This window comes from Cupriavidus sp. MPR-AND1C (genome assembly GCF_058809705.1).
Map to the genome: position 1 here is coordinate 47,862 of NZ_JBXASU010000013.1, position 11,585 is coordinate 59,446.

General features: G+C 62.5%; 10 protein-coding genes. 6 read left to right on the forward strand and 4 right to left on the reverse strand.

Annotated elements, in window-relative coordinates; genetic code table 11:
* The first annotated feature begins 134 nt into the window (after nucleotides 1-134).
* Nucleotides 135-737: a cysteine hydrolase family protein gene (locus AC1RWI_RS10285; protein WP_492866138.1), complete on the forward strand. Its 603-nt coding sequence runs from the start codon at nucleotides 135-137 to the stop codon at nucleotides 735-737.
* 211 nt (nucleotides 738-948) lie between these two features.
* Here AC1RWI_RS10285 and AC1RWI_RS10290 read toward each other — a convergent pair whose 3' ends face one another.
* From AC1RWI_RS10290 to AC1RWI_RS10305, 4 genes are read right to left on the reverse strand one after another with little or no spacing between them, the layout of a single operon-like run.
* Nucleotides 949-2,154 (reverse strand): CaiB/BaiF CoA transferase family protein, encoded by a 1,206-nt coding sequence (locus AC1RWI_RS10290; protein ID WP_492866140.1) that lies wholly within the window; start codon nucleotides 2,152-2,154, stop codon nucleotides 949-951.
* Nucleotides 2,151-3,155, reverse strand: a complete 1,005-nt coding sequence (locus AC1RWI_RS10295; RefSeq protein ID WP_492866142.1) for a Bug family tripartite tricarboxylate transporter substrate binding protein — start codon at nucleotides 3,153-3,155, stop codon at nucleotides 2,151-2,153. The genes AC1RWI_RS10290 and AC1RWI_RS10295 overlap by 4 nt, the downstream gene beginning before the upstream one ends.
* A 47-nt stretch (nucleotides 3,156-3,202) precedes the next feature.
* Complete coding sequence (locus AC1RWI_RS10300; protein ID WP_492866144.1) at nucleotides 3,203-4,345, reverse strand: NAD(P)H-dependent flavin oxidoreductase; 1,143 nt, start codon at nucleotides 4,343-4,345, stop codon at nucleotides 3,203-3,205.
* Nucleotides 4,342-5,571, reverse strand: a complete 1,230-nt coding sequence (locus tag AC1RWI_RS10305) for an acyl-CoA dehydrogenase family protein (RefSeq protein ID WP_043349080.1) — start codon at nucleotides 5,569-5,571, stop codon at nucleotides 4,342-4,344. The genes AC1RWI_RS10300 and AC1RWI_RS10305 overlap by 4 nt, the downstream gene beginning before the upstream one ends.
* 120 nt (nucleotides 5,572-5,691) lie before the next feature.
* On the opposite strand from AC1RWI_RS10305, the gene AC1RWI_RS10310 reads away from it, so the two are divergent.
* The 5 genes from AC1RWI_RS10310 to AC1RWI_RS10330 all read left to right on the forward strand — a co-directional run bounded on the left by AC1RWI_RS10310 (nucleotide 5,692) and on the right by AC1RWI_RS10330 (nucleotide 11,523).
* Entirely contained in the window at nucleotides 5,692-6,666 is a 975-nt protein-coding gene (locus AC1RWI_RS10310) for a LysR family transcriptional regulator (protein ID WP_043349083.1), read from the forward strand.
* Nucleotides 6,667-7,054: 388 nt separating this feature from the next.
* Nucleotides 7,055-7,858 (forward strand): cyclase family protein, encoded by an 804-nt coding sequence (locus AC1RWI_RS10315; RefSeq protein WP_492866147.1) that lies wholly within the window; start codon nucleotides 7,055-7,057, stop codon nucleotides 7,856-7,858.
* A gap of 70 nt (nucleotides 7,859-7,928) precedes the next feature.
* Nucleotides 7,929-8,609 (forward strand): TetR/AcrR family transcriptional regulator, encoded by a 681-nt coding sequence (locus AC1RWI_RS10320; RefSeq protein ID WP_043349086.1) that lies wholly within the window; start codon nucleotides 7,929-7,931, stop codon nucleotides 8,607-8,609.
* Between the two features lie 74 nt (nucleotides 8,610-8,683).
* Entirely contained in the window at nucleotides 8,684-9,922 is a 1,239-nt protein-coding gene (locus AC1RWI_RS10325; protein WP_492866149.1) for a thiolase family protein, read from the forward strand.
* Nucleotides 9,919-11,523, forward strand: coding sequence for an AMP-binding protein (locus AC1RWI_RS10330; protein ID WP_492866151.1), 1,605 nt, complete (start codon nucleotides 9,919-9,921; stop codon nucleotides 11,521-11,523). Before AC1RWI_RS10325 ends, AC1RWI_RS10330 begins: the two co-directional genes overlap by 4 nt.
* The last annotated feature ends 62 nt before the right edge of the window (nucleotides 11,524-11,585 follow it).

Here is an 11,585-nt window from a genome sequence, read left to right on the forward strand (position 1 = left end):
GGGCGCCGGACCACGTTCGGCGCCCTTCCGGGCCGGTTGGTCGTGGTAGAGTCGATCATCATTCTCTATCGCGCAGCCTTATGGAGCCACCCGTTGAACGTGGGCCCGCCGATTCATCAGACCATCAACAGAGCATGGAAAGCGCCGCCGATGCGCACGATGCGACCATGCGGACTCCGGCGATTGCTCCAGCGCATACCGCTCTGGTGGTCATGCATTATCAGACCGACATCCTGGCGTTATTTCCATCGGTCGCGCCCACTTTGCTCTCCAACACGCGCAAGCTGTGTGACGCCGCGCGGACCAAGGGCGTCAGCGTCTATTTCGCCAAGATCCACTTTGGTCCAGGCTATCCGGAAGTCAGTCCGTTGAACAGGAACGGGCAGGGAATCAAGCAACTTGGTCTTTTCGTCGACGACCAGATCTCGCCGGAACTCGGCCAACAGGCCACGGAACCGCTCATCATCGCGCATCGCGCCAGCGTGTTCTTTGGTACCGACCTGCAGGTGCGGCTTTCCGCGCAGGGCATCGATACCCTGCTCATGGTGGGCATTGCCTCGACCGGTGTGGTGCTGTCGTCGGTCGCGTATGCGAGCGATGCGGACTTCCGTTTATTCACGGTCAAGGATTGCTGCTACGACCCGGATCAGGTCGTGCACGATCATCTTTTTTCAACGGCGTTCGACTCGCGCACAACGGTGCTCTCGCTCGCTGATGCCTTGCGGTTGCTTGCCTAGCATTTGCCCGGATTTCAACGGTTTGGGGAGCACAGCAGTCGCTTCACCGCACGTCGTACGGCTTGCTCAATGGCCGGTTGCGGCTGCGGATTCAACCGGTCTCGGTGGGATGCCCGCCGCCAAAGCGTGGTGGTCTCGGACCTACCCGTGGCCGTCATGCGGATCTCTGCGATGGCGGCGTCCGCTATCAAGGACCAGCCGCCATCGCCGGTCAGATTACGCCCGTTCCGCGCAGCGCAGCGAGATCGCGCGGCGTCAGCCCCAGTCCGCCGTAGACCTCCTCGTTATGCTCGCCCACCGCCGGCCCGGTGCGCGGGACGGCGGGGGTGTGTCCCGAGAAGCGCGGCACGGCGCACGGCGCGGGCACGGAGCCGAGTTCCGGGTCGGGCAGGCGCACGATGGCCGCGCGCGCCTGGAAATGCGGATCGCGCACGATGTCTTCGATCGTAAATATCTTGCTGAATGGAATCTCCTGCGCCTCCAGCGCCGCTGCCACCGCGTCGTAGCTGTGCTCACCGAACCAGGCGACGATGACAGCGTCGAGCGCGTCCAGATTCGCCACGCGCGCCGGGTTGGTCCCGAAGCGCGGATCGTCGGCCAGTTCCGGCCGGCCGATCGCCCTGCACAGGCGTCGGAAGATCGGGTTGGACGACGCGACCATCGACACCCATTCGCCGTCGCGCGTGGCGTACATGTTCGATGGCGCGGTGTATGTCGCCCGATTGCCGGCGCGCTTGCGCACCTGCCCAAGTTGCTCGTATTCGACCGCAAGCGGTTCCAGCAGGCGGAAGAGCGCCTCGGTGGCGGACAAGTCGATATCACGGCCCGGTGCGTCAGGCGACAACCGCCGCTCCGCCGCAGCGGTGGCGATGGCAAAGGCGCCGAACAGTCCCGCCACCACGTCGCCGGTCGGGTAGTTCATGTGCAGCGGCGGCCCGTCGATCTCACCGGCAAGGTTGGTGAAGCCGCTCATCGCCTCGAACACCCGCGCGAAGCCCGCGCGCGCGGCATAGGGCCCGGTCTGGCCGAATCCGGTCAGGCGCAGCACAATCAGCCGTGGATTGGCCTGGCGCAGCGTGGCGGTGTCAAGACCCCAGCGCTCGAGCGTGCCGGCGCGGAAGTTCTCGACCAGCACGTCGAACTCGGGCAGCAGCCGCAAGAACAGGTCACGGCCTGCGGGCTTGCGCACGTCGAGCGAAATGCCACGCTTGCCGCGGTTGGCGACTTTCCAGTACAGCGGAATGCCGTCCTTGACCGGGGCCAGCCCGCGCAGCGGGTCGCTCCCGTCAGGCAGTTCGAGTTTGACGACATTGGCGCCCATGTCGGCGCAAAGCGTGGAGGCGAGTGGCGCGGCCACGACGGTCGCCATGTCGAGAATGCGCAGGCCGGCGAGCGGCCCGTTCGTGGTCGTGGTCATGCTTCTGCCTTGATGTTGCGCGCCTTGATCAGGGCGGCCCAGCGTGCGGATTCGGACTGCATCAGTGTGTCGAACTGCTTGCCATCGAGCGCCAGGATCTCGGCGTCGAGTGCGGCAAGCTTGTTGCGCACGTCGGCAGTCGCCATTGCCGACTGCAGCGTCACGCCAAGGTAGTCGACGATGGGCTGCGGCGTGCCGGAATGTACGGCAAGCCCATACCATGACTGCACCAGCGAATCGGGAAAGCCGGCCTCGGCGATGGTTGGCACATCGGGCAGCGAGCGCGTGCGCTTGACCGCATTGACGGCGAGCGGCCGCAGCTTCTTCGCCTGGATCATCGGCAGTGCGAGGTTCTGCGACAGCAGCGCAAACTGCAACTGCCCGCCGGCGAGATCCGGCACCGACGGTGGCTGGCCCTTGTAGCCGATGTTGGTCACGCGGATGCCGGCGGTTTCGAAGAACAGCTCTTGCGCCAGGTGCAGCGAGCTGCCGCTGCCGGGCACCGGCACGTTGACCTCGCCTGGGCGTGCCTTGGCCCACGCAGCGAACTCCTTTAGCGTCTTCACCGGTACGCTCTCGTGGACCACGAACACCGACGGCACCGCCGCCACCGCGCCGATCGCGCGGAAGTTTTGCACGCGAATGCCGGCGTTGGGATAGAGCGTCTGCGCCACCGCCAGCACTGGCGTCACACCGAGGATCGTGTAGCCATCGGCAGGGGCCCGGATGGCGTACTCGATGGCGATGCGGCCGTCGGCACCCGGGCGGTTCTCCACCACCACGCGCTGCGGCAGGTCGAGCGACATCCGGTCGATCGCCGGGCGCAGCGTTACGTCTACCACGCCGCCGGCCGGGTAAGGCACCACGGCGTGCAGCGGCTTGTCGGGGAAGCCGCTCGGGCCCGGCGGCCTGGCAGCGCGGGCGAGCGCGGGAAACCAGCCGGGTGCCGACAGCATCAGCGCGGTATGAAAGGCGGTCCTGCCGAAAGCGCGACGATTCATGTTGTCTCCTGATGTGTTCTTGCCCGGTCTGCGTCGGGCGTGGCCGGTCATAGCGGCAGGTAACTGCGAAGGTTCTCCAGCGACTGGCGCGTCTCGCGCACGAGCCGCTCCACGATGTGCGCGACCGGTTCGACCTCGCGCACCCACGCCACACTCTGCCCGGCTGCCTCGTACATCAGCGGCGCGACCTCGTGTTCTTCCACCGCCGCAAGTAGCCGGCCGGTCAGCGCCTGCTGGTATGGCATGCCGAGCGGGGCCGGCGCGCCAGGGGCTTCCCACGCATCGGAGAACGCGCTTCGCACCACGCGGCACGGCTTGCCGCTGTGGGCGCGGGTGATCACGGTGTCCTCGCTGCCGGCTGACAGCAGCCGGTCGGTCAGTGCGGCTGGCAGGCCGTGTTCGGTGCTGCCGAGCCAGACCGTGCCAAGCCATGCACCCTGCGCGCCCATCGCGAGCGCGGCGGCAATCTGGCTGCCCTCGCCGATGCCGCCGGCTGCAAGAACGGGCCGCCCGCCTGCTGCCGCGATGATCTGGGGCACCAGCGTGAAGGTGCCGACACTGCCGGTGTGGCCCCCGGCGTCGTAGCCCTGCGCGACCAGCACATCGACACCAGCCGCGATGGCCTTCTGCGCATGCTTGACCGCGCCGACCAGCGCCATCGTGGTCTTGCCGGCGCGGCGCACGCGTGCGAGGGTATCGGCCGGCGTGCCGACGCCGGCCGCGAACACGTCCATGTCACTCTGCGCGACCGCCGTCACCTGTTCCTCGAACAGCGCCTGCGAGCGCACGTATTGCGAGAAGAAGTTGCCGCGTGTGGCCTCCGGTACGTTGAAGCGCTCAAACAAGCTGTCGACGAAACGCCGATGGCCTTCCGGGATGGCGGCAGCAATGTCCTCCGGCGTCGACACGCCGGGCAGCGACGTCGGAAGCAGCAGGTCCACGCCGACCGGCACACCCGGGCACAGCGCGCGCAGGTCGCGCAGCTTGCGCGCCAGTTCGTTGGGGCCGTCGCGCGCGGCGGCGTAGACGCCGAGCCCGCCGGCGTTGGAGATGGCGGCGGCTACCTCGATGCTGTGCGCCAGTCCGAAGATCGGATACCGTATGCCGAGCCGGCGGCACAGGTCGTTGGTGAGGCTGTTGGTGAGGCTGTCGGTGAGGCTGTCGGTGAGGCTGTCGGTGCTGGCCATCATGCACCTCCGAACAGGTCCGGCTCGAAGTCGAGGCACGGATGTTGCGGCATGGCCGAGGCGGTCTTCATGACGTGGCGACCGATCAGGTTCTTGTGGACTTCGCTGGTGCCTTCGCCAATCTGGTTCATCTTGGCGTCGCGCAGGAAGCGCTCGATCGGATAAGCATTCAGGTAGCTGTTGCCGCCAAGCAGTTGCGCGCAGTCGACCACCACGCGCATGCAGAGGTCCGTGCTGTGCATCTTGGCGATGGACGCGTGAATCGACGTCTCGGGGTCCTTGCGGTCGTAGCGCTGCGCGGCGCTGTAGACCAGGCATCGCGCCGCCTCGATCCGCGCGGCCATGTCGGCCAGCATCCACTGGATACCCTGGTGCTCGCCGATCGCCTTGCCCGACACCTGCCGGTGCCCGGCGTACTGCGCGGCGATCTGCAATGCGCCGGTCATGCGGCCCAGCGCGATGGCGGCGTGGCCGACGCGGGCGCGCACTAGCGTGTCCTGCGCGATTGCCATGCCCTGCCCTTCCTCGCCCAGCCGGTGCGAGGCGGGCACATGGACGTCGTCAAGATACACCTCCGCAATTGGCACGCCATGCCAGCCCATCTTGGGGATGATCGGGGAGACACTCAGGCCGGCGGCGTCACGCGGCACGAGGAACGCGGTCAGGCCTTTGCTTCCCCCGGGGCCGTCGGCGAGCGAGGCGACCACGACGAACATGTCGGCCACCGACGCGCGCGTGATGAACTTCTTGACCCCGTGCAGGCGGTAGCCGCCCGCATCGCGCCTGGCGACCGTGCACAGCCGGCCGAGGTCGGAGCCGGCGCCGGGCTCCGTCAGCGCGAAGGCGGACTGCTTCTCCCCGCTCGCGAGCAGCGGCACGGTCTGCGCAGCCAGTTCCGGCGATGCGCCGGCGACGATGGGCCGCGACGACAGGTCGGTGCCGGTGATCAGCGACGCCGCCGTACTGCACACCCGTGCGACCTCCTCGATCATCCTGACCCGCAGCAGCATCGACGCCTCGGTGCCGCCCAGTTCACGAGGGAATGCGGTGGCGATCACACCGTGGCTGGCCAGCAGGCGGAAGGTGTCCCAGGCGAATGCGTCGTCGCGGCTGACCGCGTTCGCTTTCGGGCCGATGTGGTCCTGCGCGAGCACCTGGACGCGGGCAAGCATCTCGGCTTCGGCGCCGTCGAGTGGGGCGAGCGGGTGGTTCTGTGCGATGAGGGGCATGGGCCGGTGTCTCCTGATTGTCAGCGTTGCTTGCCCGTAACGATAGATTGCCGCTATGCTGCGATCAATGCCGTGGGCGGAAACCAGATTTCTGAAAATCAGATAACAGGGGACAGACAGATGGAGGCAGGCTTGCTGGCGGACGCCGGCCAGGAACTGACGCTGAAGGCGCTGGCGACCTTCGTCACGGTGGCGCGCGCGGGCAGCGTGTCGGGGGCGGCAGCGCACCTCGGGCTCGCGCAGTCCGCGATCAGCCGGCAGGTGGCCGAGCTCGAACGCATGTTCGGCGGCGCGCTGTTCTACCGGACCGGACGCGGCGTGCGCCCGACCGCGCTGGCCGAACAGGTGCTCGCAGACGCCGAGCCGCTGCTCGCCGGCGCGAGGCAACTGGTGGAGGCTGCGCGCGGGCAAGCGGGCAACGTCAGCGGCGTACTGACGGTCGGACTGGTGCCGGCGGTGGCGCCGCTGCTGGCGAGCCGGCTGTATGCGGCTGTCTGCGAACGGCTGCCCGCTTTGCGGCTGCGCTTCGTCGAGGGCTACAGCGGCGACATCGAGACGCGACTGACGCAGGGCAGTGTCGACCTCGCCGTGCTGAACCGCTACCGCGCCGAGGGCCGCAACAGCTACCGGCGCCTGTTCGACACACCGCTGATGCTGGTCGGCAGCCGCGCGTCGATGCGCGCGCACTGGCGCACGGCGGGCGGGGTGCCACCGTCGATGCCGATGCGGCAGATGGCCGGCCTGCCGCTCGTGCTGCCGGTGCCGCCCAATGCAATCCGCAACCTGCTCGACGAACTGAGCAGTGCGCAGCGCATTGCGCTCAATGTGTGCATGGAGGCCAGTTCATCGGTGGTCATCAAGCGCATCTTGACCGACCACACGGCGTATTCGGTGCTGCCTTACCACGCGGTCTCTACCGAGTTGGACAGCGGCGAACTCGAGGCAGTCGCACTGACCGACCGCGCGCTGCGCCAATCGGTGGTGCTGGCGACCAGCAGCCAGCGCCCGTTCACGGCGGCGGCGCGGCAGGTGGCACAGATCATCCCGAAACTGGCCGAGGCACTCATCCAGGAAGGTCGGTGGCGTCGTGTCTAGCGGGGTCGGCGATGCTGGCACGCGCCGACGTTCACGCGTACTGAGGTCAAGGCGTTCCTCCTTGTAGAACGCCATGACCCAGCCACCTGCCAGGCGCGCTTCGGTCGGTAGCGCGCCGGAAACGTATCCCTGATTCGAACGAACGGCCACGGCGGGCGTGGGAGGCGAACGGCTCCTTCTGCACCTGACGGGCTGTTCCGCCAGATGTCCAAGGCCTCGAAGCCAAGCGGCGCGCAGGACGCAATGTCTTCCCAACCCCGGTCACTAGGGAAAACGCGCAAGGAGCGGCGGTTGACCTCTGCTGGTCCGCTCCGTATCATTGCCGAGAGTAACAATGTTACCGTATCTGTCGCTTGGCGCGTGGCTGAGCAATTTCGGAGAATCTCAGATGAAGCTTGTTGACCTGACCGGTACTATCGATCCGACTGATCGGGATCGCTTGCCCGAGCCTATGCGTGGTACGCCAATTGCGAACGTCTTCGCGCCCCGAATTGAATATCACGCGCCTGACGCCGCCGGGAAGGATATTTTTTGTGCAGCACTTGGGTGCACGCATGCCGACTTGCCGGATGGGGAGGGATGGGGCTCAGAAGTGTTGCTGGAGATGTCATCGCATTGCGGCACTCATGTTGATGCACCTCTACACAGCGGATCGCTTTGCGAAGGACGAACCTCCAGAACAATCGACGAAATCGATCTGAACGAACTTTTCCTGCCGGGCGTCGTATTTGACGTGCGCGAGTATGTCGTTCCAGGGCAAGCCATCACCAGCGAAATGCTCGACAAGGCGCAACGGAAAGCCGCGGTAGATGATGTACATGGTCATGCCGTACTCATCCGCACAGGTCAGGAACGGTTCAAAATCTCCGATCCGGAGTACTTCAACTACCCTGGCATGACCTGGGAAAGCACCCTCCATCTCACCGAGCGTGGTGCTCGAGCTATTGGGACCGATGCCATTGGGTGGGACCGCCCCTTTCCAGTCATGAGCGCCGATTTCAAGCGGACCGGAAACAAACGACTTCTATGGGATGCGCACAAGGCCATTACCGTCAAGGAGGCGTTTATCATTCAGAAACTGGTCAATCTCGCCTCCTTGCCAGCTAGCGGCTTTCAAGTTGGCCTGTTCCCACTAAAGCTCGCACGATGCAGCGCTGCTCCCGCGCGGGTGATCGGCTTCGTCCCGGATTGAAGTGATGCACCGTGGGCGCCGAAGCCCATTCCATCGAAAGACACTGTGTTGATAGCAACCGGCAAACATCATGAGTAAGGTAACGAAGTTGCAACGTGACGCCAAACATACCGCCAGCGGCGTTCGTGAGCCCGCTTGTGCGCCTTCAGACGTCCGCGCAATCCCCTTGGATGTTAGCGAACGGTTGTCCCCGGTGGTTCTGAACATCTATTCGGAGGGCGATTTCCACCGCGCTGACATGCGGTCCATCGCGAAGGAAGCGGGAATGAGTTTTAACACCATCTACCGCTATTTCGGCGATAAGGAGTCTTTGCTCTTTTGGTTTATTAATGATTGGTTTAGAGAGCTTTATCCTCATGCCGTTGCTCCGCTGGTGGGATGCCAATCGATGAGGGAAGGAATGCAAGACTGTCTAAGGCGGCATTTCGAGTTCTACGAACGACATCCAAAAGTCGGCAGAATCGTGTTCTTGACCGTTCCTCTTGAGCGTTGGATGAGAGATGCAACCTACCATCAGCATGACGTCATGCAGATCTTCCTGAAGTCTATCAGTGATGGCCAGGCACGCGGCGAAGTCCGTTCGGATATTTCAGCGCTGTCGATCCTCGACGCATTCGCTGGCATGTTGAACAGAACGTTCGTGATGTGGGAGTATCGTCGCAGGAAATACTCACTGGTTGGAAAGACAGAAGAGATTTTTTCGATTATATGGGGGGGCATCAGCTCTAGCCAGACCGTTGTTTCGACGTAATTTTTGACGCTCAATCCATCTTTTTATAACCACGCAGTAACAACGTTACTTAATGTCGACGGAAAGCCTTCCTTATGAATCGAGTATATATAGCCGGGGCGGGAATGACCGCCTTCGGAAAACATCTTGACCGAGGTCTGAAATCATTGGCTTCCGAAGCGATTTCGGCTGCGCTGCGTGATGCGGGAATGTCCAAAGATGCGATTCAGGCGGCGTACATGGGAAACGCGGCCGCGGGTGTAATGACGGGACAAGTGCTGGTCCCCGGACAGGTTGTACTTCGAGGCATGGGCATCGGCCGCATTCCAGTTGTCAATATTGAGAATGCATGTGCCACGTCTGCCTCTGCATTCCAGCAAGCCGTCACGATGATCGAACTGGGCGCCTACGACGTTGTGCTGGTGGCTGGCTTCGAAAAATTGTATAGCGAAGATAAGCGCAAGACGTTCTCGGTCTTCCAGGGCGCGGTCGACGTGGAAGCAATGGACGACGTTCTGGCATCGCTCGCGAAGAGTATCAGAGATACCGGCTCGGAAGCCGACCTTGCCGGGGCCGGTACCACTCGATCTCTCTTTATGGATATCTACGCGGCCATGGCACGTGAGTATTCGAAAGAGACTGGGGCTACCGCTCGGCACTTCGCCATGGTATCGGCAAAAAATTCAAGGCACGGCAGCTTGAATCCTAAAGCCCAGTTCCGGGAAGTGTTGACCGTGGATGAAGTGCTAGCGGCTCCAATGGTAGTCGCTCCGTTGACGCGACCCATGTGTTCGCCTATCGGGGATGGAGCGGCGGCCCTGGTACTCGTCTCAGAAAAGAAGGCGAAGGGGCTCGGACTGCAAAAGCGTGTGCGGGTACTGTCGTCCGTTGCCGCTACTGGATGGGATTATCAGGGCGGCGAGGAGAGGCTCGTGCCGTATGCGGCGAGGAAGGCTTATGAAAAGGCCGCCATCGAACCCAGTGACATTGACGTAGTCGAGCTACACGATGCGGGGGCGCCAGCGGAACTCATGTACTACGAGTATCTGGGCCTTGCGAAGCCCGGTGCGGGGATCGAACTGATTGAAAGTGGCGCGACGGAACTCGGCGGCCGCATTCCCGTCAACACGTCCGGCGGATTGCTTCGCAAAGGGCATCCTATTGGTGCTTCTGGATGTGCTCAACTCGTTGAGCTATTCGATCAACTGTTGGGACGCGCTGACGCTCGCCAAGTTGACGGCGCGCGCACTGCCATCGCAGAGAATGGTGGAGGCTGGATTGGGGACGACGCAGCGACCGTCGTGGTTTCTGTCTTGCAGAGAGAAGACCAATGAAACATCTTGAGGTGAGCATCCTCGATGTGATACGCCGCAGGGCATTCGAAACGCCCGATTCCGTCGCATTGATATTTGAAGGGGCGGAGACGGTCGCCGACGTCGAAGTCACGTATGCCGCATTGTGGGATCGGATTCAGGCAGTGGGCCGCGGCCTGAAGCATAGCGGATTGGCATCCGGTGACAGGTGCGCCACGCTAATGGCAAATCATCTCGAGTTCATCGAGTTGCTATTCGCGTGCAGTCTGATCGGCGTGACGCTCGTGCCAATCGATCCACGAACGCGTGGGGAAAAACTCGCATTCATGCTGGCGCAGGTCAACGCGTCTGCATTGGTGTCGGCCGACTACTCGCTTGCGCACGTTCTGGAAGTATTGGATGAATCGCCCTCGCGCACCTGCATTGCGGTCGTTGCCACCGGTGAAAAAGCAGCCGCCAGGCCCTGCAACGATTCGATAAGAGACTTTGCCGATTTCTATCGTGATGGTGACGAGATCGTGCATCAGATCGACCCGGACGATCCCATGGAGATTCTCTTCACATCGGGGACCACCGGCGATCCAAAGGGTATCGTCATGACCCATCGACGCTACTTCAGCACGTCGAGGGCAGCTTTTAATCAGTTTGGATACGTAGCGTCGGATCGCCTTTACACCGGCTTGTCGCTAACGCACGCCAATGCGCAGATTGCAACCCTCGGCGCCGGGATAGTCGGTGGGCTTTCCATCGTGATCTCGCGCAGGTTCACGAAGACCCGTCTCTGGGATATTACGCGCCGCTTCGCATGTACTTCATTTACTTTGCTCGGCGGGATGACTACGGCGGTATATGCGGAGCCTCCGCGCGGTGACGATGCGGCGAATCCAGTGCGCCTGGTGGTCTCTGCCGGTATGCCTGAGTCGATCTGGCGCAGATTCGAGTCGCGCTTTGGCGTCCAGGTTCTTGAATTCTATGGTGCGGCAGAAGGTGGGCTCGCAGTGAATCCTCCAGGGGTTGGCCCCGTGGGGAGTTGCGGGCGCCTCGGAAATGACTTTATTGCAAGGATCGTGGACGAGGCTGGAGAGCCGGTGATACCGGGAGCCTTGGGCGAACTGCTCATTGGGCGGGCCGATGGCTCGCCTGTCACAGTCGAATATATCGGCGCTCCAGAAGCGTCAAAGCGCAAATGTGCGGGCGGATGGCTGCACATGGGGGACATTGTTCGCACAGATTCGGACGGCTGGATCTTCTTTTCACATCGAAAGGGCGGAGGAATTCGAAAAAATGGAGATTTTGTCAATACCGCATTCATCGAGCGCGTCATTGCAGATTCAGGACTTGTGGACGACGTCTATGTCTACGGCATCGATGCAGCGTCCAAAGCTCCCGGAGAGAAGGATATCGTTGCCGCAATCGTACCGTCCCGCATCATTCGCTTCGATCTGCAAAAGCTTATCAATATCTGCCGCGATATGTTGGAGGCCAACTTCGTTCCAACTTACATTCACATGATGGAAAACATACCAAAAACTGCGTCGGAGAAACCGCAGGACAGGTTCTTGATTTCGGATTTCGAGAAGAATCCAGGTAACGTTTTTCATACTGGAAAATATGTCATCTGATCCGGATCAGACACAATAAAAACAAAAAAATAAACGACTTTAACGTTCGTAACTAAAAAATA

Bases quoted from the DNA above. Each gene is read 5' to 3' on its own strand.
- AC1RWI_RS10285 (WP_492866138.1), top strand. From the start codon at position 135: ATGGAAAGCGCCGCCGATGCGCACGATGCGACCATGCGGACTCCGGCG.
- AC1RWI_RS10290 (WP_492866140.1), bottom strand. From the start codon at position 2,154: ATGACCACGACCACGAACGGGCCGCTCGCCGGCCTGCGCATTCTCGAC.
- AC1RWI_RS10295 (WP_492866142.1), bottom strand. From the start codon at position 3,155: ATGAATCGTCGCGCTTTCGGCAGGACCGCCTTTCATACCGCGCTGATG.
- AC1RWI_RS10300 (WP_492866144.1), bottom strand. From the start codon at position 4,345: ATGATGGCCAGCACCGACAGCCTCACCGACAGCCTCACCGACAGCCTC.
- AC1RWI_RS10305 (WP_043349080.1), bottom strand. From the start codon at position 5,571: ATGCCCCTCATCGCACAGAACCACCCGCTCGCCCCACTCGACGGCGCC.
- AC1RWI_RS10310 (WP_043349083.1), top strand. From the start codon at position 5,692: ATGGAGGCAGGCTTGCTGGCGGACGCCGGCCAGGAACTGACGCTGAAG.
- AC1RWI_RS10315 (WP_492866147.1), top strand. From the start codon at position 7,055: ATGAAGCTTGTTGACCTGACCGGTACTATCGATCCGACTGATCGGGAT.
- AC1RWI_RS10320 (WP_043349086.1), top strand. From the start codon at position 7,929: ATGAGTAAGGTAACGAAGTTGCAACGTGACGCCAAACATACCGCCAGC.
- AC1RWI_RS10325 (WP_492866149.1), top strand. From the start codon at position 8,684: ATGAATCGAGTATATATAGCCGGGGCGGGAATGACCGCCTTCGGAAAA.
- AC1RWI_RS10330 (WP_492866151.1), top strand. From the start codon at position 9,919: ATGAAACATCTTGAGGTGAGCATCCTCGATGTGATACGCCGCAGGGCA.